Origin of the sequence: Agromyces cerinus subsp. cerinus, assembly GCF_900142065.1 — a bacterium.
GTDB lineage: Bacteria > Actinomycetota > Actinomycetes > Actinomycetales > Microbacteriaceae > Agromyces > Agromyces cerinus.
On the sequence record NZ_FSRJ01000005.1, the window covers coordinates 191,435 to 216,746 of the forward strand.

A 25,312-nucleotide genomic window follows, 5' to 3' on the forward strand; every position below is an offset into this window, starting at 1 on the left:
ACGTTGACCACGGAGTCGTCGAGACAGTTGGAGGCAATAATGCAGACAATTCGCAAGACGTTCGCCACGGTGGGAATCTCCGCCGTCGCCATAGCCGGGATGCTCACGCCGCTCTCGGCGTCGGCGGCACCGCCATCGGGCCCGCTGCCGTCGGTGAGCCCGACGCCCCAGTCGATCACCCGCGCCGGCTCCGACCTCAACGTGCCGGGCCGCGTCGAGATCGTCGTCGACGACGGCACGGATGCCGCGGCGCTCGCCGAACTGCGCGAGACGCTCAGCGAGCACGGTGTCGACCGCATCGACGAGCGCGCGAAGGCCACGGGCACGGCCCCGCTCACGATCAAGCTCGGTGCGGCCTCGCGGGCCGACATCGACGCCGCACTCGGCGACACCGAGGCGCCGACGCACGCCGAGGGCTACGCGCTCCTGGCGGATGCATCCGCCGGACCGCTCGGCACCGTCGCACTCGGCGGCGTCGACGCCGCCGGCCAGTACTACGCCGTCAAGACCCTCGACCAGCTGTTCGTGCCGAAGGACGACGGCGGCTACCGCATCGCGGGCGCCGCGATCAGCGACTTCCCGTCGATGCCGCTCCGCGGCACGATCGAGGGCTTCTACGGCGAGCCCTGGTCGCACCAGGAGCGACTCGACCAGCTCGAGTTCTACGGCGACGTCAAGGCGAACACCTACATCTACGCGCCGAAGGACGACCCGTACCACCGTGATCGCTGGCGCGAGCCCTACCCCGCCGACAAGCTCGCCGAGCTCGGCGAGCTCGTGAACACGGCGACCGCCAACCACGTGCGGTTCACCTTCGCCCTCTCGCCTGGAAACAGCGTCTGCTACTCGAGCGACGGCGACTACCAGGCGCTCGCGACCAAGCTGCAGCAGATGTACGACCTCGGTGTCCGGGCGTTCAACATCCCGCTCGACGACATCGACTACGGTCGCTGGCACTGCGACGGCGACCGCACGAAGTTCGGCGCGCCGAGCGCCCGCACCGCCGGCATCGCGCAGGCGGCGTTCCTCGACCGCGTGCAGAAGGAGTTCGTCGAGACGCACGAGGGCGTGCACCCGCTGCAGATGGTGCCGACGGAGTACTCGAACACGGCCGACTCGGGCTACAAGACGGCGCTGCGCACCATGGACGAGGATGTCGTCGTCATGTGGACCGGCGAAGGCGTCGTGCCGCAGTCGGTGACGGTCGCGCAGGCGCAGAAGGCCGCGACGGTCTTCGGCGGCCCGACCTTCCTCTGGGACAACTACCCCGTGAACGACTACGGCAACACGGCCGGCCGCCTGCTCATGGCGCCGTACGACAAGCGCGAGGCCGGCCTCGGCGAGTACCTCGCGGGCATCGTCTCGAACCCGATGAACCAGGCCGCCGCCAGCAAGATCGCGATCTTCGGCGTCGCCGACTTCACCTGGAACGACGAGGCGTACGACGCGGGCCACAACTGGTCACGGGCGCTCGACTACCTTGCGAGCGGGGATGCCGCGACGGCCGCTTCGCTCCGGGTGTTCGCCGACCTCAACCACCTCGCCCCGAGCTTCGGCGCACCGTGGCAGCCGCAGGCTCCTGAGCTCTCAGCCCGCATCGCGGAGTTCTGGGAGACCTGGAGCGCCGGCGACCGCGCCGGTGCCGTCGCCGAACTCCGCACCTACGCCCAGTCCATCGCCGACGCCCCCGAGGCGATCCGCACCGGCACCACCGACCCGGCGTTCGTGTCGGACTCGAGCCCGTGGCTCGACGCCGCCGCGCTGTGGGGCCAGTCGACCGTCGAGCTGCTCGACGCCGTGCAGGCACGGATCGACGGCGACCAGGCGACATCCGATGCCCTCGCCGCCTCGGCGAAGGCCACGGCGGCGCAGGCCGCAGCGGTCGTCGTCGACCCGGTCGACAACGCATGGGGCAAGGCCAAGGTGAAGATCGCCGACGGCGTGCTCGACGCCTTCCACGGCCGCATCGGGTTCACGCTCGCCATGTGGGACGCGGGCGACGTCGTCAATGTCGCGCCGAAGGGCACGGCGACCGCTTCGAGCACCGAGGTCGCCCAGTTCGGCGCCAAGAACGTCAACGACGGCAACGCGTCGACGCGCTGGGCATCGGGCTACAGCGACGACTCGTGGGTGCAGGTCAAGCTCAGCGAGCCGACGGTCGTGCGCGGCATCACGGTCAGCTGGGAGGCCGCCTGCGCCAACGCCTACGAGCTGCAGACGTCGAACGACGGCACGACGTGGACGACGATCCGCACGGTCGACGACTCGACCTGCGCGCTCGACGTGTACACCTTCGACGAGAGCGAGCCGGTGCAGTACGTGCGTATGCAGGGCATCGACCGCAAGTCGACGTGGGGCTACTCGATCTGGGAGCTCGGCATCTACGCAGCGAGCTGATCCGACCCGACGATCTGATCTGATCTGATCCGATCGTCGACTGAACGAACCGGGTGCCCTCCCGCTCGCACCGAGCGGGAGGGCACCCGCGTTCGCATCCGGTCGACAATGTCAGACCGAGCGGGTAATTTCTCGTTCGGAATCGCCACGACGCTCGACGAACGGGGAACACGATGTCAGACGTACTGCTCTTCCACCACGCGCTCGGCCGCACCGATGGCCTGCACGCATTCGCGGACGAACTGCGTGCCGCCGGTCACACAGTGCACACGCCCGACCTCTTCGAGGGGCGCACCTTCGCGACGATCGAGGAGGGCGTCGGCTATGCGCGCGAGGTCGGTTGGGGCGAGATCATGGCGCGTGGCGAGCGTGCGGCGGCAGAGCTGCCGAGCGAGCTCGTCTACGGGGGCTTCTCGCTCGGCGTCGTACCCGCGCAGCAGCTCGCCCAGACCCGAGCCGGTGCACGCGGCGCGCTCTTCTTCTACTCGTGCCTGCCGGCCTCGGAGTTCGGCGAGTGGCCGGCCGGTGTTCCCGTGCAGATCCACGGCGCCGACGCCGACCCGATCTTCATGGACGAGGGCGACGTCGACGCCGCCCGCGAGCTCGTCGCGTCGACCGACGACGCCGAGCTCTTCCTCTATCCCGGCGACCAGCACTACTTCGCCGACTCGAGCCTGCCGAGCTACGACGCGGCCGCGGCCGCACTGCTCACGCAGCGCGTGCTCGAGTTCCTCGCCCGGGTGGGCTGACGCTCAACCGAGGCCGGCGCGCTCCTCCGCGGCATCCGACTCGCCCTCGACCGGCCTGCTCGACAGGCCGACCGAACCCGCGCCCTCGCCCCTCGAGAGCGCGGCCGACACTGCGACCGACTCGTCGACGTCGGGGTACTGCGGGCGCAGCTGCACGGCCTCTTGACGGCGCTTCTCGCGCTTGGCCTTGCGCGCGGAGGCGACGAGGTTCAGCGCCTCGACGAGGATGGCGAACGCCATCGGCGCGTAGATGAGGGCCTTGTCGATGTGCACGCCGAATCCCTCGGCGATGAGGAACACGCCGATGAGCAGCAGGAACGACAGCGCGAGCATCTTCACCGTCGGGTGCTGGTTGACGAACGAGAAGATGAACCGCGACGCGAAGAGCATGATGCCGAACGAGAGCACCACGACGGTGACGATGACGAGCAGGTTCTCGGTCATGCCGACCGCGGTGATGACCGAGTCGAGCGAGAACACGATGTCGAGCGCGAGGATCTGCAGGAGCACCGAGCTGAAGGTGATGCGCTTCGGTGCGGCGCCGCCGTGCTCCTCTTCGGCGCCTTCGAGCTTGTGGTGGATCTCGGTGACCGCCTTGTAGACGAGGAACAGGCCGCCCGCGATGAGGATGAAGTCCTTGATCGAGAAGCCCATGCCGAACCAGACGACCACATCTTCTTTCAGCGTGATGATCCACCCCGCGAAGAACACGAGCACCACGCGAATGACCATCGCCAGCGTGAGGCCGAGGTTGCGGGCGCGGGCCTGCTGCTCGATCGGGAGCTTCGACGCCAGGATCGAGATGAAGATGACGTTGTCGACCCCGAGCACGACCTCGAGCACGAACAGCGTCACGAAGACGGCGATGAGATCCGGCGTGAATGCGAAGGAGAAGTCCACCCGCTCATGTTAGAGCGGCGGGTCCAGCGGATGTCGCCGGCATTCCGTTGTTCGCCGTGCCTGGCTGCTCGCTAGGCCGGCGCGTACCTCGCGAAGATGGTGCCCGACTCCGAGCCCTGCACGTCGAGCAGCCGCAGGCCCACGGGGTGCGGCGTGCGCAGCCGGTCCTCGGCGTTGCCGACGATGAACGGGTGGATGCCGGCGTGCACCTCGTCGACGAGCCCGGCGTCCATGAGGGTCGCCGCCAACTGCCCGTAGCCGTGCGAGATGATCGAGCCGTACTGGTCGCGCAGGCGCCGCACCGCCTCGGCCACATCGCCCTCGATGAGCGTCGAGTTCCAGTCGAGCGGGCCCGTCAGCGTCGTCGAGGCCACGAACTTCGGCAGCGCGTTGTAGTGCGCCGCGAAGCCGCGCCCGTCGGTCTGCGCGGGCCAGTACTCGCGGAAGAACTCGTAGCTCTCCCGGCCGAGCAGCACCGCGTCGGCACCGAAGACGAGTTCGTCGGAGTGGCGCACGAGTTCGGGTTCGTTGTCGTCGAACCAGTGCTCCATCTGGTCGAACGCCCCGTCGAGTGTCATTTCGAAAGAGATCGTCACTGTTCCCATGCATTCCAGACTGCGCCTTCGAGCGCCGGATGTCACGGGCTCGACGGCTTCTCACCGCCGCCGCCCGCGATCAGGCCTCGAGTCGCACCCGCGCCTCGAGCCCGAGGAACGTGCCGTACCGCGCCGCGGCGTCGTCGACGGCCGCGACCTCGCGCGTCGTCAGAGCGCGATGCGGATGCACCGCGAACGTGACCGCCTTCGTCGTCACCGTGCGCTTCATGCCGGCGACGAGCTGCCCGTCGACGAGCGCCATCCCGATCGCGGCCTCGCGCGCCCTCGGCACGACGCCGTCGGCGTCGATGATCCAGCGCGAGTCCTGGTAGCCGCGATACATCTCGTCGAGCACCTGCAGCAGGTGGCCGGCGGGCGCCGCGGATGCCGGGGCCTCCCCGGGAGCGTGCCAGAAGGTGCGGCCCTCGTGCTCGAAGGAGTCGAGCCGATCGCCGGCCGCGGCGATGCCACGACGCACGTCGGTGACCGTGAGGGTCGCCCAGTAGGCGAGGTCGCGATCGGTGGCCGGACCGTGCGAGGTGAAGTACCGCAGGGCGAGCTCGGCGAGCGCCTCGTCGCGGTCGAGGCGGCGCGGGCTCGGCACGCGGTCGGCGAAGCGGGCATAGGTGTGCTCGCCGTCGCGCGGCGCGCCGCTGCACACGAGGCTCTGCACCTCGAGCCGGCCGAGCAGCAGCATGAGCTGCTGGCCTGTGAGCGGCTCGCCGCGTTCGGCGAGGCCCTCGGCGAGGTCGCCTCGGGTGCGGTCGGGCGACTCCGCGAGCATCTTCTCGATCGCATCGCCGAGCACGCCCAGCCTGCCGGCGATCGGCTGCAACTGCTGCTCGAAGATCGGCATCACCCGCGGCGCGGTGAGCTCCTGCAGCCACAACGCGTCGTCGGCGTGCACGTAGTGCCAGGTCGAGCGCAGCACGTGGATGCGCAGCACGCGCCCGTCGGCGAGCGCGGCGGCCAGATCGCCCTGCTCGGGCGACTTGGCGCGCGTCGCGACCGCCCACGCCGACTGCGAGGCATTCTCGGCCTGCACCGCGGTGAGGGTGCGCACCACGTCCTCTGCGGCGCCGGCCGGGGCGGCGAGCAATTGCGAGTGCAGTCGCCAACGGGCGATGTCTCGATCGGTGATCACCCCTGCAGCGTATCCACGCGACGGTCGGGCCGGTGCGCACGCTGGCCGCCTCCGCCGCAGAGGCGTAGCCTGTGCCGCGACGCGCCCGCGAGCTCCCAGGAGGTCCGATGACGAGAACGCCGATCGTCTACGAGACCACGCACCGCATCGCCTTCTCGGAGCTCGATCCGTTCCAGCACGTGAGCACCGGCAACTACGCCAGGTACTTCGCCGACCACCGCATGGAAGGGCTCGCGAGATACGCCGGCTGGGATCTGCCTGCACTCGGCACCCTCGGCTTCATGACCTGGGTGCGGCGCATGGAGATCGACTTCATCCGGCCCCTGACGGCGGATCAAGACGTCTCGATCACTTCGTTCGTACGCGAGTTCCGAGGGCCCGACGCGATGATCGAGTGCACGATGACGGATGCCGCCGGCACGACGGTCTCGAGGTGCCTCATGATCGTGGCCCACGTCGACGCCCGCACGCGGCGCGCCACCGACTGGCCCGACGAGCTCCAGGCGCTCTTCTTCGAAGCCGGCGACTGACGCTCGCTCAGGGCTGCCACCGAACCTCGCTCAGTGCTGTCCTGATGCCGCCGCGTCCGAGCAGGAGCAGCGTGAGGAGCACGGAAGGGCGGTCGCGCGAAGACTGCTCGTCGTACCCGTATGGCACCCCGAGCAGCGCGCGCAGGACTCCGTCCTCCGCCTGCACTCGGAGATGGTCTCCGGATGCTGGAGGTGAGTGTCATGAACGAGACGACGTCGACGAACGATGCGATGGAGCCGCCGAACGGTCCGGAGGAGTTCCGACGCCTCGACAACGAGCGCAGCTCCGAGCGCATGCCCGAGGAGCTCGCTTCCCAGGTCGAGGGCCGCACGCTGACGATCACGACGAGGGAGAAGTTCGACCTCAAGGCCGCCGAACCGGTGCACTACGACGCCGATCGATGGCAATTGCGGCTCCCCGAGGGGACCGGCCTGGTCATGCCCGGCCGTGCCTCCGGTCGACTCTCGCTCGACGAGATCGACAAGGGGATCACCCGCGAGTACGCCGGGGCGACCGAGCTCGCACCGTCACGGCCGGCCTGGGTCGACTTCGAGCCGCACGCCAAGGTGACGGCCCCGAGGTCGACCGTGCTGCGGCGGGTCGACGGCGAGCTGATCGAGCCGCACTACGGGGTCTTCGGGGCCGATCAACGCCAGGTCTACTATCCGGGCGGCTACCCGTGGACCTGCGTCGGCAAGGTGCTGGTCTGGGACGACTGGGGCTCTCCCTATCCGGCGTGGTCGGGGTCGGGCGTCCTGATCGGCGACCGCACCGTGCTCACGGCCGGACACATGTGCCCGTGGGGTTCGCCGAACTGGGCGATGCAGTTCATTCCGGCGTACTACGACGGCGCATCGACCCTCAGCCGGGGCGTGAGCTCGTACGTCTCCGACTACTACGGCTACGACACCGGCGACTCGGTCTCCGCGTGGGACATGGCGGTGCTGCGCCTGTACACCCCGCTCGGGGTGAACTACGGGTACTTCGGCACGAAGAACTACAACAGCGCGTGGGAAGGCGGCGACTACTGGACGCTCGCGGGCTACCCGGACGCCGTGTCGGGTGGGAACCGTCCCTCGCGCCAGATGTGGTGGCCGGTGCTCGACGATGACGGAAGCGGGTCGGCGGAGGAGGTCGAGTACGAGGCCGACGCGACGGCGGGAAACTCCGGCGGCCCGGTCTTCGGCTTCTGGAACGGCCAGCCCTACGCGATCGCCACCCACAGCGGCGGCTCGAAGACCACCTTCCTCTGGTGGACCCTCGAAGACACCAACGTCGGTGCGGGCGGCGGCGCGCTCAACTCCCTCGTGGCGTGGGCACGCAGCAACTGGCCGGCCTGATCCGGCGGTCGACACCGAGGAGCCGGTCGACTCCGACGAGCCGACCGACTCCGAGGCGTCGAGCCGTCACCGCGGAGCGTCGACGAGCCGTCGGCGCAGTCGCACCAGCTCGTCCGCGGTGAGTCCGTGCGCGAGGAGGTACGCGTCGACGCTGCCGTGCTCCTGCTGCACCCAGTCGAGCGCCGCGCCGAGCGCCTCGGCCGAGGTGCCGTTCACGAGCGCTTCGAGCTCGGGCGTCACCTCGGCGCCCATCCGGTGTGCGGCGCCGAGCATGCGCTCGGTCCACTCACCCGTGAGGTTCGAGGTCGTGGCGAGGTAGTCGGCCGTCACCGCGTCGCGGTCGGCGCCGACGGCGAGCAGCACGAGGGCGACTCCCACCCCGGTGCGGTCCTTGCCGGCAGTGCAGTGCACGAGCACGGCGTCATCGCTCGTCGCGATGATCGAGGCGAGCCGGGCGAACCGGTCGCCCGCCTGCTGCACGAGTTCGAGGTAGATGCCGTCGAGGGTGGGCAGGCGCCCGCCGCCGAGGGGCACGGCTCCGTCGAGCAGCGGCATGCTGACGAGCGCAGGACGCACCGAGTCCGCGGCGAGGCCGGGCGAGTGGGCCACCTCGCCCTCGCTGCGGAAGTCGACGACGGTGCCGATCGCGCAGTCCGCGAGCTCGCGGCGGCCCTCCTCGCTGAGCGAGGCGAGTCCCTCCGAGCGGTACAGCACACCCGGGGCGATGGTTCCCTCCCCGGCCGGCATGCCGCCGACGTCGCGGAAGTTCACGAGGCCGTCGAGGTTGGTGATGGTGGTGAGCGTCATGCTGAGACCTCCGCGGGTGCCGGGGCATCCGCTGATTCGGGTGCACGGCGCAGCACGGGGCGCAGCGCCGGCAGGGTGACGAGGGAGACGAGCACAGCGCCCGCCGCCACGAGGTAGAGGGCGACGTAGTTCTTGTCGCCGCCCGAGATGGGGTCGGAGCCGCCGATCAGGATGACGAACGGCGCGAGCGCCGGGGCGATCGACTGCGGCAGGGTCTTGGCCATGTTGAAGACGCCGAGGAACTTGCCCTCGTGCCCGACGGGGAGCGTGCGCATCGCGAGCGCCAGGTCGACCGCGTAATAGGCGCCGAGGGCGAAGCCCGCGATCACCGTGCTCACCCAGAACACGACGAGGTCGCCGGTGAACGCCTTCATGAGCAGCGAGGTCGCCATGAGGATGGCGGCACCCGCGATGAACGGGCCGTAGTTGCCGCGCCGCGAGGCGAGGTAGCCGCAGAGGAACGCCGCGCCGACGTTGACCGCGGCACCGGCGAGGGTCGCGATGGAGGTGAGCGCGGCGGCATCCGTCTGGCCCATGTCGAGCCGCAGCATGAGGTAGAAGAGGCCGAAGGTCGAGATGATCGTGTACCCGAACTGCATCGAGAAGCGCTGCAGCCACACGAGGGTGAACATCGGCACCTTCGCCGGGTTGAAGAAGAACGAGGTGAGCACGCTGCCGATCGATGCCGGCGGCACCGCGCTGCGGTCGATGGGCGGGTCGGACACGAAGCGGCAGATGACCGTGACCACGATGACGGCGAGCACGGGCATGGCGAGCAGCACGACCGTGAGCTGCGAGGCGAAGACGGCGGCCACGATCATGGCGGGCACCATGCCGAGGAAGCCGAAGGCGCCGAAGATGCCCGACGCCTTCGCGCGCTGCGCCTCGGGCACCTGGTCGGCGAGCAGCGCAGAGAGGGCCGCGAGGGTCGCGTTGTAGGCGACCTGCGAGAGCGCCCAGCCGAGCAGCAGCACGGGCACGTCGGATGCCACGACCATGACGAGCGCGCCGGCGAGACCGCCGAGCGTGCCGGCGACGATCCACGGGCGGCGGCGGCCGAAGCGGCTCGTCGTGCGGTCGGAGAGGTGGCCGAAGAGCGGGTTCGCGAGCATCGCGCAGACGGCGCCGACTGCGGTGATCAGGCCGAGCGCGGCCTCCTTCTCGCCCTCGGGCACGATCTGCAGCACCTTCAGCGAGAGCGCGACGACCAGGGGCGTCACGAGCGCGCCGAGGGCGGCGAGTTCGATGAGGGCGAGCAGGTAGATCTTGCGCATGGGCACGGCGGGGGTGCTGCGCGTGGTGGCTTCGACAGCCATCGTGGTTCCTTCCGGTTGGACTCGTCGTTGAGCGCTATCCGAACAGATCGGATCAACGTGAAGACTAAAACCTAGTGACGACTAGGTTAACTGCGAGATGATGTTACTGCCTCACCCGTACCGTGAGGAAGTGCCCGCCGATGCGCCATCGACGAGCGCGCCGAGCCACCACCGACGAGACGGAGCCCCGTGCCTTTCGCCAGCCCAGAGACCCTGCTCGCGCAGATGACCATCGAAGAGAAGGCCGGAGCGCTCTGCGTCGCCAGGGTGGTCGTCGGCGAGGGCGGCGCGCTGTGGGAGGGCACCGACGCCGAATCCCCGTTCGGCTTCGCACCGACGAGCGAACTGCTGCTCGAACGCTCGATCTCGCACCTCACGATCATGAACGCGCCGGGCGTCGCCGCGCTCGCGCGCTGGCGCGACGCCATCGACGCGCGCGCCGCCGAGCACCGCCTCGACGTGCCGGTCAGCGTGCTCAGCGACCCGCGGCACGGTCGGGTGCACAACGCCGCGACCTCGCAGAGCGGCGACGGTTTCTCGCCCATGCCCGAGCCCCTCGGCCTCGCCGCGATGTTCGACTCCGAGCTCGTCGAGGAGGCCGCCGCGATGATGGCCCGCGAGCTGCGCGCCGTCGGCATCGACGTCGCCCTGCATCCCATGGCCGACCTCGCGACCGAGGCGCGCTGGGCCCGCGTCGCGGGCACCTTCGGTGAAGACCCGGCGCATGCGACCGAGACGCTCGCACGGTACCTCCGCGGCATGCAGGGCCCCGCTGGCGGAGTCGCCTGCACCGTCAAGCACTTTCCGGGCGGCGGGCCGCAACGGCGCGGGGACGACGCGCACTTCGAGCGCGGCGCCAACACCGTCTACCCCGGCGGCCGGTTCGACGACCACCTCGCGCCGTTCGCCGCGGCGGTCGAACTCGGGGTCGCGCGGGTCATGCCCGGCTATGCGGCACCGGTCGGGGCGAGCGCGAGCGATGCCGGCACCGGCGTCGAGCTGCCGCCCGTCGGCTTCGCCTTCCAGCGCGAGCTCATCACCGGCGTGCTGCGCGAGCGCCTCGGCTTCGACGGCGTCGTGATCACCGACTTCAACATCGTCACTGGCATGCGGCTGCCGCGCCTCGGCCTCGAACTGCCCGTTCGGGCATGGGGGCTGCTCGACCTGCCGCCCGTCGAGCGCGTCGGCCGGCTCTTCGATGCGGGCGTCGACCAGCTCGGCGGCGAGGACGACCCCGGTCTGATCCTGCGCGCCGTCGAGGCCGGGCTCGTGACCGAGGCGCGACTCGACGAGTCGGTGCTGCGCGTGCTGCGCGAGAAGGAGCGGCTCGGGTTGTTCGGGCCCGCGAGCGTCGGCGCCGATGCCGACGGCGAGCACGGCACCCGCGACGAGCGCGCACCGGAGCTCGTCGCGACTCGCGAGCACCTCGCCATCAGCGCACGCGTGCAGGCCGCGTCGGTCGTGGCGCTGTCGGGTTCGCCCGTGACGGTCTCGCCGGGCACCCGCATCTACAGCGAGGGCGTCGACCTCGATGTCGTGGGCCGGTACGGCGTCCCGGTCGACTCCCCCGCCGACGCCGACCTCGCCGTGCTGCGGCTCGAAGCTCCGTTCGACGCGAGCGACGACCCGTTCGAGGCCGCCTTCCACTCCGGATCGCTCGAGTTCCCCCAGCCCGAGCGCGAGCGCATCTTCGAGATCTGCGACCGGGTGCCGACCGTCGTCGACGTCTTCCTCGACCGGCCGGCCGTGCTCACGGGCTTCCCCGAGCGGGCGGCAGCACTGCTCACGACGTTCGGTGTCACCGACGAGGTGCTGCTGGATGCCGTGACCGGCCGCGCCGCCGCCCCCGGCCGACTGCCCGTCGACCTGCCGCGGTCGATGGCGGCGGTCGAGGCATCCCGCGAAGACGTGCCGTTCGATACCGTGGACCCGCTGTTCCGATTCGGGCACGGACTCGGGTGGACGGCACTCGAAGGAGGCGACCGGTGAGCGAAGCGGATGTCGCGGCGCCCCTCGACGGCCGCCAGCGGCGCGGCGACGAGCGCCGCGAGCGCATCATCGCGGCCGCCGTGCGCCGCTTCGCCCGACGCGGCTACGACGGCACCCGCATCGCCGACATCGCGAAGGACGCCGGGGTGACCGACGCCGGCCTCATCCACCACTTCCCGACGAAGCTCAGCCTCTTCCTCGAGATCGTCGAGCGGCGCGAGGCGGCCTACACGCAGCACGATCTCGGCGAGGTCACGTCGGTGCGCGAGCTCGTCAACTGGCACATCGACTCCGTACGCCTTGCGGCGTCCGAACCCGACTACGTACGCTTCCGTGCCATGCTGACCGGGTCGGGCCTGCTCGAGGGGCATCCGATCGCCGACCGCCTCACCGCGAACCTCGAACTCGCCCTCGCCGAGCTGGTGCCGATCGTGCAGCGCGGCATCGACGACGGCGAGCTCCACGCTGGGGTCGAGCCCCGACAGGTCGTGCTCGAGCTGCTCGCGCTGAACGAGGGCATCCGCAACCAGTGGGTGACGCTGCCCGACCGCATCGACTACGTCGCCGTATTCTCGGCGGCGGCGGCCGGGCTGTACGAGCGCGTGTCGGGGCATCCGCTCGACGCCTGACTGACACGGTCGGTCGCGAGACGACGAAGCCGCCGGCGCCCAGCGAGGGCGTCGGCGGCTCGTCGTCTCCGGGTGCGACCTCAGAGGCTCCGGGCCTCGATGTCGCCGTAGGCGGTGGTCGCCGTGATGGCGAGCTCGGCGTCGGCGCCCTTCGTGTTGTTGAGCGAGTTCTGCACGCGACCGTAGGTGGTGCCTGCGTCGAGCGTGGCGGATGCCCCGGGCACGACGCCGACCGACAGGTTGCCGGCCTGCGCGCTCAGCACGACCGAGCCGCGCACGGCCTCGGCGATGCGGATGTCGCCCTTCTGGGTGCTGATCTCCGCCGGGCCGTTGAGTCGGCCGACCACGACATCGCCGGCGAGCGCCGAGAGCCGCACGCTCTGGGCCTCGTCGATCTTGATCGTGCCGTTGGCTCCGTCGAAGGCGATGTCGCCGAGGCGTCCGACGCCGCGGAACTCGGCGGCGGCGGCCTTCGCCTCGACGCGCGAGCCGGCCGGCAGCTGCACCGTGACCTCGACCGATCCCGACGGGCCGAGGATCTGGTTGCCCGAGGGCGTCGCGATGCGCAGCACGCCGTCGCGGTACTCGACCGTCGTCTCTTCGGCCATCTTCACGTCGCGGCTCTTCGAAGCGTTGGCGGGGCGCACCTCGACCGCGGTGTCGGCCCGGTCTGCGGCGATGACCTGCACGCGGCCCGCCGAGATGTCGAGCACGGCGGTGATGGCGGCGGGGGTGTCGAACTTCTGCATGATGATTCCTCTTCAGTCGGTGTTGCGTTCAGTTGGTGTTTCTGATGTTGGTAACGCTACGTTGCGTTCACACATTGCACAACAAGAGAATTGCATTGTCTCTCAAAAAATGCTGATCAAACCGGCTTAATCGTTGCAACTGCGCGAATTCTAACGCAATGACCCCACCATCACCTCGTTGCAATGACTGTGGAACGAAGGTCATACTGGAGGCATCCGTCGACGAAGGAGGCCGACATGCCGGGAGGCAGACTCACCCAGCACGAACGCCAGCAGATCTCGCTGGGCCTGTCCGACGACCTCGCCTACGCCGAGATCGCCAGACGCCTCGATCGCCCGACCTCGACGATCACCCGCGAGGTGATGCGCAACGGCGGCCCGGCGGCCTACCGAGCCGATCTCGCGCAACGCGCCACCGAGCGCCGCACCCATCAACGGAAGCCGGTGGCACCGCGCGGCCAGCACGCGCCCGCGCCGGCGCACGGCCGCGATCCCGACGCGGTGCACGAGTACGAGGAGGCGTTCATCACGATCCTCATGCAGTCGGGACTCCCCCGCATGGCCGCCTCGGTGCTGACCTGCCTCTACACCTCCGACGCCGGCAGCCTGACCGCGGCGGAGCTGGTGCAGCGCCTGCAGGTCAGCCCGGCATCGGTCTCCAAGGCGGTCGCACTGCTCGAGAACGTGGGACTCGTGCGCCGGGAGGTCGAGGCCGGCCGTCGCGAGCGCTACTCGGCCGACAACGACGCCTGGTACCAGTCGATGATCGCCGCGGCGCGCTCCAACGCCGAGCTCGCCGAGGCCGCCAGGCGCGGCGTCAACGTCTTCGGACGCGACACCCCGGCCGGCAACCGGCTCCAGAACATGGCCCGCTTCGTGGACTTCGTCGCCGAGAGCATCGCCCGGGCCGCGGAGCAGGCACGGGACATCCTCTCGACGATGCCCGCCACGAACGCCGACGGGAGAGACCGCGAACGCTGACGGATGTCGCAGCTCATGCCGTGCGAACGACCGCGACCTGCGACGATCGAGGAATGACCAGCCCCGAACTGATCGACCTCGACACCTGGCCACGGCGTGAGACGTTCGAGCACTACCGCCACCGCGTGCCGTGCACCTACGCCATCACCGTCGAGATCGACGTGTCTGCGTTCGCCGCGGCACTCCGCACGTCGTCGCGCAAGACGTACGTCGCGCAGATCTGGGCGATCGCGACCGTCGTGAACCGCTTCCGCGAGTTCCGCATGGCGCTGACCGACACCGGAGAGGCGGCGAGCTGGCCAGTGGTGCACCCCGCGTTCACCGTGTTCAACGCCGAGCGCGAGACCTTCGCCGCGGTCTGGGCGCCCTACGACCCCGACTTCGGCCGTTTCCACGAGCGGGCCGCCGAGCTGCTCGCCACCGCGGCGAGCGCGACCACCATGTTCCCGCAGGGCGATCTGCCGCCGAACGCATTCGACGTGTCGAGCCTGCCGTGGACGAGCTTCACCGGATTCACCCTGCAGATCGACGGCGGCACGAGCCATCTGCTGCCGATCTTCACACTCGGACGGTACGTCGAGCGCGACGGCCGCACGCTGCTGCCGGTCGCCGTGCAGATCCACCACGCCGCCGCCGACGGGTTCCACACGGCACGGCTGCTGAGCGACCTCGAACAGCTCCTGGCCGATGCGAGCTGGGTGGGCGCGTGACCTCCGCTCAGCCGTCGCCCACCCGCCGCGTCGAACTGACCCTGCACAAGCCCTGGTTCGCGCTCTACGGCCGTGTCAGGCCGACGCTCGTGATCGGCGGCCTGGGCCAGCCCGCGCAGTGGGGCGTCGGCACCTGGCAGCTGCCTGCCGACGACACGGCGGTGATCGGGGTGTTCCTGTTCAACCGCCTGTGGCGCTTCGGGCGCGCCGAACTCGCGCTCGAACCGCACCACGCGCCGGCGCTCGTGTACCGCGCACCCGCCCTGCCGTTCCTGCCCGGCCGCATCCGCGTACAGCCACAGCCCGCGGCGTGACGTCGGGTACTCGGCTAGGGTCGCCGGTATGACCCGCCGCCCACCGCCCGAGCTCGTCGTCGCCGTCGTGCTCGGCTACCTCAACGGCGTCGTGGCGGTGCTCGTGGGCATCGCCCTGATGTTCGCGCGCTACCTGCCCGACATCGTCGACGGCGAACGCCTGATCGTCACGATCGTCGGCGCCTGCACGGTACTGCTCGGGCTCTTCGTGATCGCGATCGCCGCGGGCCTCACGCGCGCCCGGCAGGACGCCCGGGTGCTCGTCACCGTGCTGCTCGGCATCACCATCGCGCTCGACGTGGTGATCCTGCTCGCGTCACCCGGGCTCTGGTTCGTGCTGGTCGACCTCGTGCTCGCGGCGGCCGCGATCACGGTGTTGTGGACGGGTCGAACAGCGCGGTTCTTCGCACATACCGCCGGTGCACGGCCCGGATGACCTCGATCGCCCCGATGCTCACGACCGACACCGCGAGCACGAGCACCGCCGTCACGATCGACGGGTCGACGAACACCAGGAACTCGGTGGCGAGCGGCACGGAGTAGACGAGGATGAGGCCGACCATCATCGAGCCGATGATGAGGATCTTCCATCCGTCGATCGGCCGTGAGAGCACGATGAGCACCCAGAGCCCGATGATCGTGAGCAGCAGGGTCGAGCCCGTGCGCAGCTCGTCTTCGCCGATGCCCGCCTGCGTCGCGGCCCAGCTGTAGAAGAACACGGCGAGCGCCACCACGATCCCCGCCGGGATCGCGAAGCTCAGCGACCGCCGCAGGAACCCGGGCACGTAGCGCCGCGCATTCGGCATGAGGGCGAGGAAGAACGCGGGAATGCCGATCGTGAGGCCGTCGACCACCGAGAGCTGGCGCGGCAGGAACGGGAACGCGAGCACGAACACCCCGAAGAGCAGGGCGAGCCCGGTGGCCCAGACCGTCTTGGTGAGGAACAGCATCGAGACGCGCTCGATGTTCGCGATCACCTGACGCCCTTCGGCGACCACGCGCGGCAGGTGGGAGAACCTGCCGTCGAGCAGCACGATGCGCGCGACCGCCTTGGTCGCCGCCGACCCCGACTCCATCGCGATGCCGATGTCGGCCTCCTTGATCGCGAGCGCGTCGTTGACGCCGTCGCCGGTCATCGCCACGGTGTGCCCGGCCTGCTTCAGCGCGATCACGATGGCCTTCTTCTGGTCGGGCGTGACGCGCCCGAACACGAGGTGCTGCGCCAGCACGGCCGCGAGCTCGGCCGGCTCCTCGGGCAGCTGCCGCGCGTCGAACCCGTCGGCCGCGTCGAGCCCGACGCTGCGCGCGATCGCCGCGACCGTGGCGGGGTTGTCGCCCGAGATGATGCGCACGGCCACGCCCTGCTCGGCGAAGTACGCGAGGGTCTCGGCGGCATCCGGTCGGATGCGCTCGCGGAAGGTCACGAGCGCGACCGGTTCGAGCCCGGCGGGCAGCGCCTCGCTCACCTCGTCGAGCGGCTCGGCACTGCGGGCGAGCACGAGCGTGCGCAGACCGGATGCCGCGAGCCCGCGTGCATCGTCGGCGAGCCGGTTGTCGGGGAAGACCATCTCGGGGCCCCCGAGCACCCAGCTGCCCGCGACCTCCGCGCCCGCTGCACTCGCTGCACCCGTTGCGAACGCGACCGCGCTCCACTTGCGCGCCGACGAGAAGGGGATGCGTGCGACGGGGGCGGCCGACGGCACGTCGTCGTAGGCCTCGGCGAGGCAGCGGGCCGTGGCGTTCGCGTCGGGCTCCCCGCCGTACCAGGCGAGCACGCTGCGCCATCCGGCACACCCGCCCGCGGCGTCGTCCGCGGCCGCACCGAGCGGGTGCTCGGCGTCGAAGACGATGCTGCCCTCGGTGAGCGTGCCGGTCTTGTCGAGGCAGATGAGGTCGACCCGGGCGAGGCCCTCGACCGCGGCGAGCTCCTGCACGAGCACCTGCTGCCGGGCGAGCTTCACCGCGCCGACCGCGAACGCGATGCTCGTCATGAGCACGAGGCCGAGCGGGATCATCGCGACGAGCGCCGCGATCGTGTTCACGGCCGCCTGGCGCCAGTCGCCCGACTCGATCGCCTGCTCCCACCCGCCGAACACGAACATCTGCGCGTTGAAGACGAGCAGCGCGATCGGCCCGACGATCCACGCGACGACGCGCAGCACCTTGTCGATCGACGTGCGCAGCTCGCTCGCGACGAGCGAGAACTTCTTCGCCTCCGAGGCGAGCCGGTTCGCGAACGAGTCCGCGCCCGCGCGCACCACGATCGCCTCGCCCTCGCCGGCGATCACCACCGAGCCCGACAGCACGTCGTCGCCCGGCGCCTTGTCGACGGCGTCGGACTCCCCCGTGAGCATCGACTCGTCGAGCTGCAGTCGAGCGGAGGTCGCGACGCGCGCGTCGGCCGGCACCTGGTCGCCCGCCCGCAGCACGAGCCGGTCGTCGAGCACGACGCCGCCGACCGCGACCTCGGTCACCACGCCGTCGCGACGCACCCGGGCCCGGGGCGCGTGCAACAGCGCCAGCTTGTCGAGCGCCGCCTTCGCGCGGAACTCCTGCACCGAGCCGATGACCGTGTTCGCGATGGCGCTGATGCCGAACAGGGCGTCCTGCCAGCGGCCGAGCAGGAGCAGCACCAGGAAGCAGGCGGCGATGATGCCGTTGAACAGCGTGAGCACGTTCGCGCGGATGATGCTCGAGACGCTGCGGCTCGACTGCTGCGTGAAGGCGTTCGATCGGCCGTCGGCCGCACGCTCGGCCACCTCGGCGCTCGTGAGGCCCATCATCTCGACGTCAGTCGCGCTCATGTCGCGAGACTATCGACGATCACGGCACCGCCGCAGTCGGCAGCGCGGGTGCGCCGAAGCGGGCGCCTGGTGCCGCGGGTCAGCCGCGTGCGTCTTCGAGGTGCGGCGCGCCGTGGCTCAGCACCTTCACCACGAGGTTGTGCCGGGCCAGGGTGCGGATCGTACGGGTGACCTCGTCGCGGTTCTGGCCGAGCGCGCGTTCATTGGCCACGACGAGCACGTCGCCCGCCCGCAGCGTGCCGAACAGGCGGCCGAGCCGCTGCTCCCAGGTCTCGGGAGCCTCCGCCGCCGGGTGCTTGAAGTCGAGGATCGCGACGCCGAAGTCGGCGAGGTCATTGCGCTGCTCGACGACCGAGGGCATGTCGTCGCGCGCGACGACGAGACCGACGAGACGTGCACCCTCGGGGCGCGCCTTCCACCAGTCCTGGTTGCGCTGCAGCTCCTCGAAGCACTCGGGGCAGCCGAGCGCGTGATGGCCGGGCCCGTGCGGAGCCGCTGCGGCATTCGGCGTCGACGTCGCCGCCGACGCATCCGTCGTCGTGTCTGATCGCTGCTCACCCATGCCGTACCCCTTTTGCGTCGCCTCCCATTCTCGCCGGGATCGAGGCGGACTGCACGTCGCAGGGCCGACGTCACCGGCGAACGCTCACGACGTCGCCTCCGTGCCGTCGTTCTGCAGGAACGCGAGCACCGCGGCCACCCGCCGGTGCACGCCCGTCTCGGGCAGCCGCAGCTTCGTGAAGATCGCGTTCACGTGCTTCTCGACCGTCGAGGTCGACAGGAAGAGCGCCTGCTCGATGCCCGCGTTCGTCTTGCCCGCGGCCATCTCGCGCAGCACGTCGAGCTCGCGCGGCGACAGCGTGGCGAGCGGGCTCGACGCCCCCGCCGCGCTCCGGCGGCGCACGAGCGTGTCGACGATCTGCGGGTCGATCACCGAGCCGCCGGCGTTCACCTCGTGGAGTGCGTGCACGAGGTCCTCGAGGTCGCCGATGCGGTCCTTCAGCAGGTAGCCGAGCCCCGCCGAACCATCGGCGAACAGTGCGAGCGCGTAGCTCTCGTCGGCGTGCTGCGAGAGCACCACCACGCCCGTCTCGGGGTGCGCGGCGCGGATGTCGCGGGCGGCCTCGATGCCCTCCATGTGATGGCCCGGCGGCATGCGGATGTCGGTGAGCACCGCGTGGGGGTCGAGCCGCCGCACCGCGTCGAGCAGTTCGGTCGCGTTGCCCGTGGAGGCGACCACGTCGATCTCTCCCGAGTCCTCGAGCAGACGGCGCAACCCCTCGCGCACGAGGTAGTTGTCCTCGGCGATCACGACGCGCAGCGTGCCCGGCTCATCCAACTGGGTCCGCCTCACGGTCGGCGGGTCGATCGGGGCGTTCCACGGGCAGGTCGACCAGCACAGTCGTGCCCGACGGCTGCGCCACCGACACGCTCACCGTGCCGCGCAGCGCGGCGACCCGATCCCGCATGTTCGCGAGTCCGCCGGTCGACGCCGTGGCCGGCGAGAGCGCGCCCATGCCGCAGCCGTCGTCGCTGATCGCGATGCGCAGGTGCCCGTCGCTCCGCGCGAGGCCGACCGATGCGTGCGTCGCCCCGGCGTGCTTCGCAGTGTTCGCGAGGGCCTCCCGCACCACGTAGTACGCGGTCGTCTCGACGTCGTCGGAATACCGCTCGGCGCGCACCGCGGCATCCGCCTCGACCGTGAGCGGGATCGGGTACCGCGCGACGCCCGACTCGACCGCCGCCACGAGTCCGTTGTCGCTGAGCACGGGCGGGTGGATGCCGCGAGCGAGTTCGCGCAGGTCGGTGAGCGTCTCCCGGGCCTGGTCCTGCAGCTCGACCAGCTCCTCGGGCACGAGCTCGCCGCGCTGCAGCCGGTTGCGGGCGAGGCGGAGTCCGGCGATCTGCGCCACGACGTCCTGCTGGATGCCGTCGTGCAGGTCGCGCTCGAGCCGCCGGCGCTCGTCGTCCTGCGCCGCGACGAGCCGCTCGCGGGAGGCGCGCAGTTCGTCGAGCTGCTCGGCGAGCTGCGCCGTCAGGCGCACGTTCGCGACGGATGCCGCGGCCTGGCCCGCGACCGTTCGCAGCAGCGTGCGCTCCGCCTCCCCGTATTCGCCGCGGTGCCGCGGCCCGACCTCGATGCGACCGAGGGTCTCGTCGCCGCGCACCAGGTCGCACGACTCGACCGGCTCGCCGTCGACGTCGCCGCTGACCCCGATGGGCACCGTGGCAAGCGAGGCATCCGTCGACACCAGCCGGATCCGCACCCACGTCGCGTCGAGTCCGTCGCGCACGGCCTCGGCGAGCCTCGTGAGCAGCTCGCGCGGGTCGGCGGCCCGTTCGAGTTGCGCGCCGAGCTCGCTCAGCATCGTGAACTGGCGCTCGCGGTCGCCGAACAGCGCTCGGTGGAGCCGCCGCTGCATCCAGCTGCGCGCGGGCAGGAGTACGACCGCGAGGATCGTCGTGAGCAGGATGGCGGGCACGGTCCTGAGCGGAGGCGTGAGCAGCAGGGCGGGCGTCGCGACCCCGGCGGCGTAGACGACCGTGATGAGCAGGTTCGACGACCGCTCGACCCGCGCGCCGCGATCGCCCGGTCCGATGTCGAACGCGCCGTACCGGAGGATGCCGTGGATCGCCGCGACCGGGATGGCGATCATCGACGCGTAGACGAGGAACTCGATGCCCCAGACGCCCGGCACGAACGTCCACAGCACGAACGCCACCATCGCCGAGCCGACCGCCAGGGCCATGACGCGGGTACGGTCGCGCACCTCGGGCGGTCCGAAGATCGCACGGGAGGCGAGCACCGCGACGCCGAGCGCGACAGCCGCCCACGACTGGACGACGAGGTAGTGCACCGCAGGTGCCGCCCACTCGAGCCACGGCACGACATACGGGTTGGGGATCGAATCGCCGCTGAAGCCGATGAACTGCGACATCACGACGTGCGGGGTCGTGAGCAGGGTGAGCGGGCCGACGAGCACCGGGGTCCAGAGGAAGAGGACCGTGATCCGCTGCCACCGGCGCTCGAGCACCCCGTCGGGGAAGGTCGCGAACACGACCAGCAGCGTCGACGTCGCCACCGCATCGGCGGTGAGGCCGAGCATGTTGACGAGAGGGAACCACGGTTCGCCGAGGATCTCGAGGTTGAGATGCACGAAGGTCTCGTACGCCGAGCCGACGAGCATCGAGGTCGCGCCGAGCGCGATGAGCAGGGCGATCCGCGAGGCCGACACGGTGAGCAGCCACATGCCGAACACGAACAGCGGCAGCGCTCCGAGCAGCGGCCAGGCGAGGCCGTGGTCGGAGTTGACGTCGGGGTCGATGAAGCCCCGCGTGACCACGACGTAGACCAGGGACGCGACCCCGATGGGGCCGAGCGTCGCGAGACACAACCACCTGCGGTCCACGATTCCATCGTCCTCCTGTCGGGCGATTCGCGGGAGAGGGTCTGCCCCGACAGCCCTTAGCAGCTGACCCCCACCCGGCGTACGGCGGGCTGCCATGCGGTGGCGGGCCATCCGCGTTCCGGCGTCGCTGACGTTCCGAGAACGTGAGAGGCGAGCGGATGCCGCGTCCGACGGCCCGCACGAACAGGGAGGCACATCATGCGCAGGTTCTACACGGGTCTGGCCTGGGCGATCGCCGCGAGCGTCGTCGTGCAGGCTGCGGCCATCGCGTTCGCGTTCGGCGGCCTGCTCAACCGGGTCTCGAACGGCGACGTCGTCGACAAGGCCCTCCTCGAGAGCCGCCAATCCGGCGGCACGGGCGAGGCCGGCTTCTGGATCCACGGGATCGTGGGCGGAGCCGTCATCCCGCTGCTCGCGATCGTGCTCGTCGTGGTGTCGTTCTTCGTGCGCGCCCGCGGCGCCAAGCTCTGGGCCGCGATCACGCTCGCCCTCGTGGCCGCGCAGGTCACGCTCGGCTTCACGATCGTCGGCGCGCCCTACCTCGGGCTGATCCACGGAGCGAACGCCCTCGCCATCGTGGCGGCCGCCGTCATCGCGGCGATGCGGGTGCGACGGATGCCTCGGGCGCCCGGCGAACGCACCGCTGCGACCGAAGCCGGTGCCGACCAGGAGGAGGCGACCTCGAATGCCGTCTCGGCGTGAGCTCTTCCGGTGCGCGGTCGTCGGCATCGCGGTCACGACCGCGCTCGGCGCCGGCGCACTGGCCTGGAGCTCCACGCTGCTCGGCGAGTACTCGGTCATGACGATGGGGGGCGGGCACGACGTCGACACCGCCGCCGGCGGCCACAGCGGGCACAGCGCCGGCGTGCCCGGTGCGGGCGAGGCATCCGGAACCGGCGGCGCGACCGGCGCCGTGAGCGTGACGTCGCTGATCGCCGACCCGGATCGCCCCGCCGACGTGCGGGTCGAACTCGTCGCCCGCGAAGGCACCGTCGAGGTGCCCGGCGGGCGGTCGATCGAGGGATACACGGTGAACGGCACCTCTCCCGGGCCTGAGATCCGGGCCGAGCAGGGCGACCTCGTCGAGGTCGAGTTCGTGAACGAGTCGGTGGCCGACGGCGCGACGCTGCACTGGCACGGCATCGACGTGCCGAACGCCGCCGACGGCGTCGCCGGCATCACCCAGGACGCCGTGCCGGTCGGCGGCCGCCACGTGTACCGGTTCGTGGCGGAGGACGCCGGCACGTACTGGTACCACTCGCATCAGGTGTCGCACGTGCAGGTCGAGCGCGGCCTGCTCGGCGCGATCGTGATCGAGCCCGCCGCGACATCCGGCCCGTCGGGCGACGCCGCGTCACGCGACGTGACCGCGCTGCTGCACGTCTACGGCGGCCAGCACACCCTGAACGGCCGCGTCGCTGACGAGCGCGTCGAGGCAGAGCCCGGCGAGACCGTGCGCGTGCGCGTCATCAACACCGACCAGGGCACCGCCTCGGTGTGGTCTGCCGAGCCGTTCCGTGTCGTCGCGACCGACGGGCACGACGTAAATCGACCCTCCGACGTCGAGGGGCAGCGGCTGCTCATCCCGGCGGGCGGGCGGGCGGATGTCTCGGTGCGCGCGCCTGCCGCGGGTCACGTCGTGCGCCTGCACGTGGGCGGCGCCCGGAGCATGGTGATCGGCGACGCATCGGCGCCCGAGGCATCCGCCCCGCCCGTGCGGCAGCCGAAGGAGACCCTCGACCTGCTCGCCTACGGCGCGCCCACGCCGCTGTCGTTCGACGCCTCGGCGCCCGACCGCTCCTACGACTACGTGATCGCCCGCCGCTTCGGCATCATCGACGGCCGCCCCGGCAACTTCTGGACCATCAACGGCCGCATGTTCCCCGACGTGCCCATGTTCGACGTGACCGAGGGCGACGTCGTGGTGATGCACCTGCGCAACGACTCGGGCGATGTGCACCCCATGCACCTGCACGGCCACCACGTCGTGGTGCTCTCACGCGACGGCGTCGCGGCCTCCGGCAGCCCGTGGGTCGTCGACTCGCTCGACGTGCACCCCGGCGAGTCCTACGACATCGCCTTCGTCGCCGACAACCCCGGCATCTGGAGCGACCACTGCCACACGCTCCCCCACGCCGTCGACGGCCTCATCGCCCACGTCATGTACGAGGGCGTCACGACGCCGTTCACGATCAACGGCGACGCCGGCAACCGCCCGGAGTGACGGTCGCCGTGCCGAGGTCGACGCTCAGCGCCACCACGGATGCCGCCATCTCGCCCGGGGAGTAGCGTGCGGCGCATGAGCGACGACGAGGCGGATCGCCCGGCTGCACGCACCTACCTGTTCGTGCTCAGCGACGCCGGCGGCACGGTGCCTCCCGAGATCGGGGTCGCACGCCGACTCGCCGAGCGCGGCCACCACGTCACCGTGCTCGCCGACGACCCGTTGGAGCGGCCGGCGCTTCAGGCCGGCGCGAGGTTCCGGCCGACGACGGGGCGGGTGACGGAGCCGTTCCGAGACTGGGCGATCCGCACCCCGCCCGGGATCGCGCGTGGAATGGCCGAGGAGATGATCGTCGGCCCCGCCCCCGTGCAGGCCGCCGACACGGCGGCGGCGATCGACGAGCTCCGGCCCGAGCTCGTCGTGGTCTCGTCATTCGCGGTCGGCGCGATGATCGCGGCCGAGTCGCGCGGCGTGCCCTTCGACCTGCTGATCCCGAACACCTACGCGCTGCCCGCGAAGGGCATGCCGCCGTTCGGTGTCGGGCTCGCGCCGGGGCACGGCGCCATGGGGGCGTTGCGCGACACGGCGTTCGGAGCGGCGGGCAGGCGGCTCTTCGACCACTACGCGCTTGCACCGCTCAACGCCGTGCGCACCGATCACGACCTCGACCCGGTCGCGACGATGTGGAACCAGATGCAGCACGCGCATCGGCAGCTCGTGCTCACCTCGGCGGCGTTCGACTTCCCGGCGGAACTGCCCGCGAACGCCCGCTACGTCGGGCCGGTGCTCGACGATCCGTCGTGGGCCGCCGACGAGACGTGGACGCCGCCCGACGGTGACGACCCGCTCGTGCTCGTGGCCATGTCGTCGACGTTCCAGAACCATGTCGAGTGCCTGCAGCGCATCACCGACGCGCTCGGCGAGCTGCCCGTGCGCGGCGTCGTCACCACCGGGCCGGCCGTGCTGCCCGACGCGATCCGCGCTCCGGCGAACGTGAGCGTCGTGGCATCCGCCCCGCATCGACTCGTGATGCGCGAGGCGAGCCTCGTCGTCACGCACGGCGGCCACGGCACCGTGATCAAGTCGCTCGCCGCTGGGCTTCCGCTCGTGATCCTGCATCACGGCCGCGACCAGGCCGACAACGCCGTACGCGTCACGGAGCGAGGGGCCGGGGTCGCGATCTCACGGCGCTCCTCGACGCAGCGCATCGCCCGGGCGGTCGGCGAGGTGCTCCGCGACGACCGCTACCGGCTGGCGGCGGCGAAGCTCGGCGAGGTGATCGCGCGGGATGCCGCGGGCAGCGCGTTGCTCGACGAGCTCGAAGGCCCGGCGCGGGATCAGGCGTCGTCGACGATCACGTAGAGCTTGCGCACGGTCTCGTGCACCACCCACACCCCGCGCCATCCGCTCGGCATCACGAGGGTGTCGCCGGCGGCGAGCGCGACGGTCTCCTCCCCCTCGACCTCGATCGTGACGCGCCCCGAGAGCAACTGGCAGATCTCGGTGTACCCGTCGCGGGTGGCGGTGAAGCGGCCGGGCGTGCACTCCCAGTAGCCGACGTCGAGGCCCGCACGAGCCCAGAGCGAGTCGGACGCCTCGAGCACGCCGTCGGTGACGGCGGTCGGCTTCGGCGAGCGCTCGCCGAGATCGCGCTCGAGCGGGCGGAGCCCGGCGACCGTCACGACGGGGTGGTGCTCGTCCATGGTTCCTCCGGTCATGGTC

General features: G+C 70.9%; 24 protein-coding genes. 13 read left to right on the forward strand and 11 right to left on the reverse strand.

Features of this window, described 5'->3' with window-relative positions:
- The first annotated feature begins 39 nt into the window (after nt 1–39).
- Both BUR99_RS18300 and BUR99_RS18305 read left to right on the forward strand, forming a co-directional pair.
- On the forward strand, nt 40–2,397 hold the full coding sequence (locus BUR99_RS18300; RefSeq protein ID WP_074261828.1) for a glycoside hydrolase family 84 protein: 2,358 nt from the start codon (nt 40–42) through the stop codon (nt 2,395–2,397).
- Nucleotides 2,398–2,570: 173 nt separating this feature from the next.
- Nucleotides 2,571–3,146: a dienelactone hydrolase family protein gene (locus BUR99_RS18305; protein WP_074261829.1), complete on the forward strand. Its 576-nt coding sequence runs from the start codon at nt 2,571–2,573 to the stop codon at nt 3,144–3,146.
- A gap of 3 nt (nt 3,147–3,149) precedes the next feature.
- Here BUR99_RS18305 and BUR99_RS18310 read toward each other — a convergent pair whose 3' ends face one another.
- The 3 genes from BUR99_RS18310 to BUR99_RS18320 form a co-directional block, all read right to left on the reverse strand.
- Nucleotides 3,150–4,046 carry a TerC family protein gene (locus BUR99_RS18310; protein ID WP_074261830.1) on the reverse strand — a complete coding sequence of 299 codons (897 nt, stop codon included), beginning with the start codon at nt 4,044–4,046 and terminating at the stop codon, nt 3,150–3,152.
- Nucleotides 4,047–4,117: 71 nt separating this feature from the next.
- Nucleotides 4,118–4,651 carry a dihydrofolate reductase family protein gene (locus BUR99_RS18315; protein WP_084184140.1) on the reverse strand — a complete coding sequence of 178 codons (534 nt, stop codon included), beginning with the start codon at nt 4,649–4,651 and terminating at the stop codon, nt 4,118–4,120.
- Between the two features lie 70 nt (nt 4,652–4,721).
- The gene (locus tag BUR99_RS18320) at nt 4,722–5,786 is read right to left on the reverse strand and encodes a winged helix DNA-binding domain-containing protein (RefSeq protein ID WP_074261832.1); all 1,065 of its coding nucleotides are present in this window, start codon (nt 5,784–5,786) and stop codon (nt 4,722–4,724) included.
- Between the two features lie 107 nt (nt 5,787–5,893).
- Here BUR99_RS18320 and BUR99_RS18325 point away from each other — a divergent pair, with 107 nt between their 5' ends.
- On the forward strand, nt 5,894–6,316 hold the full coding sequence (locus BUR99_RS18325; protein ID WP_074261833.1) for an acyl-CoA thioesterase: 423 nt from the start codon (nt 5,894–5,896) through the stop codon (nt 6,314–6,316).
- A 201-nt stretch (nt 6,317–6,517) separates the two neighbouring features.
- On the forward strand, nt 6,518–7,657 hold the full coding sequence (locus tag BUR99_RS18330; protein WP_200802770.1) for a trypsin-like serine peptidase: 1,140 nt from the start codon (nt 6,518–6,520) through the stop codon (nt 7,655–7,657).
- 66 nt (nt 7,658–7,723) lie between these two features.
- Here BUR99_RS18330 and BUR99_RS18335 read toward each other — a convergent pair whose 3' ends face one another.
- On the reverse strand, nt 7,724–8,464 hold the full coding sequence (locus BUR99_RS18335; RefSeq protein WP_074261834.1) for a tyrosine-protein phosphatase: 741 nt from the start codon (nt 8,462–8,464) through the stop codon (nt 7,724–7,726).
- Complete coding sequence (locus BUR99_RS18340; protein ID WP_074261835.1) at nt 8,461–9,780, reverse strand: MFS transporter; 1,320 nt, start codon at nt 9,778–9,780, stop codon at nt 8,461–8,463. The genes BUR99_RS18335 and BUR99_RS18340 overlap by 4 nt, the downstream gene beginning before the upstream one ends.
- Nucleotides 9,781–9,969: 189 nt before the next feature.
- Between BUR99_RS18340 and BUR99_RS18345 the strand changes: the two genes are divergently transcribed.
- Together BUR99_RS18345 and BUR99_RS18350 are read left to right on the forward strand one after the other, a co-directional pair.
- Nucleotides 9,970–11,769, forward strand: a complete 1,800-nt coding sequence (locus BUR99_RS18345) for a glycoside hydrolase family 3 protein (RefSeq protein WP_143231714.1) — start codon at nt 9,970–9,972, stop codon at nt 11,767–11,769.
- A complete protein-coding gene (locus tag BUR99_RS18350) occupies nt 11,766–12,398 on the forward strand; it encodes a TetR/AcrR family transcriptional regulator (protein ID WP_074261837.1) in 633 nt (210 codons plus the stop codon). Before BUR99_RS18345 ends, BUR99_RS18350 begins: the two co-directional genes overlap by 4 nt.
- A gap of 80 nt (nt 12,399–12,478) precedes the next feature.
- Here the strand turns inward: BUR99_RS18350 and BUR99_RS18355 are convergent, their stop codons facing one another.
- Nucleotides 12,479–13,147, reverse strand: coding sequence for a DUF4097 family beta strand repeat-containing protein (locus BUR99_RS18355; RefSeq protein ID WP_074261838.1), 669 nt, complete (start codon nt 13,145–13,147; stop codon nt 12,479–12,481).
- A gap of 237 nt (nt 13,148–13,384) precedes the next feature.
- Here BUR99_RS18355 and BUR99_RS18360 point away from each other — a divergent pair, with 237 nt between their 5' ends.
- From BUR99_RS18360 to BUR99_RS18375, 4 genes are read left to right on the forward strand one after another with little or no spacing between them, the layout of a single operon-like run.
- Nucleotides 13,385–14,128 (forward strand): GbsR/MarR family transcriptional regulator, encoded by a 744-nt coding sequence (locus BUR99_RS18360; RefSeq protein WP_074261839.1) that lies wholly within the window; start codon nt 13,385–13,387, stop codon nt 14,126–14,128.
- A 53-nt stretch (nt 14,129–14,181) separates the two neighbouring features.
- On the forward strand, nt 14,182–14,838 hold the full coding sequence (locus BUR99_RS18365; protein ID WP_074261840.1) for a CatA-like O-acetyltransferase: 657 nt from the start codon (nt 14,182–14,184) through the stop codon (nt 14,836–14,838).
- Nucleotides 14,835–15,152 carry a hypothetical protein gene (locus BUR99_RS18370; protein ID WP_074261841.1) on the forward strand — a complete coding sequence of 106 codons (318 nt, stop codon included), beginning with the start codon at nt 14,835–14,837 and terminating at the stop codon, nt 15,150–15,152. Before BUR99_RS18365 ends, BUR99_RS18370 begins: the two co-directional genes overlap by 4 nt.
- Before the next feature lie 28 nt (nt 15,153–15,180).
- Entirely contained in the window at nt 15,181–15,588 is a 408-nt protein-coding gene (locus BUR99_RS18375; RefSeq protein ID WP_074261842.1) for a hypothetical protein, read from the forward strand.
- On the opposite strand, the gene BUR99_RS18380 is transcribed toward BUR99_RS18375, so the two are convergent.
- The 4 genes from BUR99_RS18380 to BUR99_RS18395 all read right to left on the reverse strand — a co-directional run bounded on the left by BUR99_RS18380 (nt 15,521) and on the right by BUR99_RS18395 (nt 21,366).
- Nucleotides 15,521–17,956, reverse strand: a complete 2,436-nt coding sequence (locus BUR99_RS18380) for an HAD-IC family P-type ATPase (RefSeq protein WP_074261843.1) — start codon at nt 17,954–17,956, stop codon at nt 15,521–15,523. The two genes, BUR99_RS18375 and BUR99_RS18380, sit on opposite strands and share 68 nt — an antisense overlap.
- A 79-nt stretch (nt 17,957–18,035) precedes the next feature.
- A complete protein-coding gene (locus BUR99_RS18385; protein ID WP_074261844.1) occupies nt 18,036–18,518 on the reverse strand; it encodes a dehydrogenase in 483 nt (160 codons plus the stop codon).
- Between the two features lie 84 nt (nt 18,519–18,602).
- The gene (locus BUR99_RS18390) at nt 18,603–19,295 is read right to left on the reverse strand and encodes a response regulator transcription factor (RefSeq protein ID WP_234980913.1); all 693 of its coding nucleotides are present in this window, start codon (nt 19,293–19,295) and stop codon (nt 18,603–18,605) included.
- The gene (locus BUR99_RS18395; RefSeq protein ID WP_159441011.1) at nt 19,288–21,366 is read right to left on the reverse strand and encodes a sensor histidine kinase; all 2,079 of its coding nucleotides are present in this window, start codon (nt 21,364–21,366) and stop codon (nt 19,288–19,290) included. The genes BUR99_RS18390 and BUR99_RS18395 overlap by 8 nt, the downstream gene beginning before the upstream one ends.
- Nucleotides 21,367–21,564: 198 nt before the next feature.
- Here BUR99_RS18395 and BUR99_RS20325 point away from each other — a divergent pair, with 198 nt between their 5' ends.
- The 3 genes from BUR99_RS20325 (at nt 21,565) to BUR99_RS18410 (ending at nt 24,952) form a co-directional block, all read left to right on the forward strand.
- On the forward strand, nt 21,565–22,068 hold the full coding sequence (locus tag BUR99_RS20325) for a hypothetical protein (protein WP_074261846.1): 504 nt from the start codon (nt 21,565–21,567) through the stop codon (nt 22,066–22,068).
- Nucleotides 22,052–23,590, forward strand: a complete 1,539-nt coding sequence (locus BUR99_RS18405) for a multicopper oxidase family protein (protein ID WP_074261847.1) — start codon at nt 22,052–22,054, stop codon at nt 23,588–23,590. The genes BUR99_RS20325 and BUR99_RS18405 overlap by 17 nt, the downstream gene beginning before the upstream one ends.
- A 75-nt stretch (nt 23,591–23,665) precedes the next feature.
- Nucleotides 23,666–24,952 carry a glycosyltransferase gene (locus BUR99_RS18410; protein ID WP_074261848.1) on the forward strand — a complete coding sequence of 429 codons (1,287 nt, stop codon included), beginning with the start codon at nt 23,666–23,668 and terminating at the stop codon, nt 24,950–24,952.
- Here BUR99_RS18410 and BUR99_RS18415 read toward each other — a convergent pair.
- A complete protein-coding gene (locus tag BUR99_RS18415) occupies nt 24,928–25,308 on the reverse strand; it encodes a cupin domain-containing protein (RefSeq protein ID WP_234980914.1) in 381 nt (126 codons plus the stop codon). The two genes, BUR99_RS18410 and BUR99_RS18415, sit on opposite strands and share 25 nt — an antisense overlap.
- Between the last annotated feature and the right edge of the window lie 4 nt (nt 25,309–25,312).

What these genes read in the sequence shown, in the direction of transcription:
- BUR99_RS18355 (WP_074261838.1), bottom strand. Translation starts at nt 13,147, where the DNA reads ATGCAGAAGTTCGACACCCCCGCCGCCATCACCGCCGTGCTCGACATC.
- BUR99_RS18375 (WP_074261842.1), top strand. Translation starts at nt 15,181, where the DNA reads ATGACCCGCCGCCCACCGCCCGAGCTCGTCGTCGCCGTCGTGCTCGGC.
- BUR99_RS18325 (WP_074261833.1), top strand. Translation starts at nt 5,894, where the DNA reads ATGACGAGAACGCCGATCGTCTACGAGACCACGCACCGCATCGCCTTC.
- BUR99_RS18385 (WP_074261844.1), bottom strand. Translation starts at nt 18,518, where the DNA reads ATGGGTGAGCAGCGATCAGACACGACGACGGATGCGTCGGCGGCGACG.
- BUR99_RS18380 (WP_074261843.1), bottom strand. Translation starts at nt 17,956, where the DNA reads ATGAGCGCGACTGACGTCGAGATGATGGGCCTCACGAGCGCCGAGGTG.
- BUR99_RS18315 (WP_084184140.1), bottom strand. Translation starts at nt 4,651, where the DNA reads ATGGGAACAGTGACGATCTCTTTCGAAATGACACTCGACGGGGCGTTC.
- BUR99_RS18365 (WP_074261840.1), top strand. Translation starts at nt 14,182, where the DNA reads ATGACCAGCCCCGAACTGATCGACCTCGACACCTGGCCACGGCGTGAG.
- BUR99_RS18415 (WP_234980914.1), bottom strand. Translation starts at nt 25,308, where the DNA reads ATGACCGGAGGAACCATGGACGAGCACCACCCCGTCGTGACGGTCGCC.
- BUR99_RS18330 (WP_200802770.1), top strand. Translation starts at nt 6,518, where the DNA reads ATGAACGAGACGACGTCGACGAACGATGCGATGGAGCCGCCGAACGGT.
- BUR99_RS18405 (WP_074261847.1), top strand. Translation starts at nt 22,052, where the DNA reads ATGCCGTCTCGGCGTGAGCTCTTCCGGTGCGCGGTCGTCGGCATCGCG.
- BUR99_RS20325 (WP_074261846.1), top strand. Translation starts at nt 21,565, where the DNA reads ATGCGCAGGTTCTACACGGGTCTGGCCTGGGCGATCGCCGCGAGCGTC.
- BUR99_RS18335 (WP_074261834.1), bottom strand. Translation starts at nt 8,464, where the DNA reads ATGACGCTCACCACCATCACCAACCTCGACGGCCTCGTGAACTTCCGC.
- BUR99_RS18360 (WP_074261839.1), top strand. Translation starts at nt 13,385, where the DNA reads ATGCCGGGAGGCAGACTCACCCAGCACGAACGCCAGCAGATCTCGCTG.
- BUR99_RS18305 (WP_074261829.1), top strand. Translation starts at nt 2,571, where the DNA reads ATGTCAGACGTACTGCTCTTCCACCACGCGCTCGGCCGCACCGATGGC.
- BUR99_RS18410 (WP_074261848.1), top strand. Translation starts at nt 23,666, where the DNA reads ATGAGCGACGACGAGGCGGATCGCCCGGCTGCACGCACCTACCTGTTC.
- BUR99_RS18300 (WP_074261828.1), top strand. Translation starts at nt 40, where the DNA reads ATGCAGACAATTCGCAAGACGTTCGCCACGGTGGGAATCTCCGCCGTC.
- BUR99_RS18340 (WP_074261835.1), bottom strand. Translation starts at nt 9,780, where the DNA reads ATGGCTGTCGAAGCCACCACGCGCAGCACCCCCGCCGTGCCCATGCGC.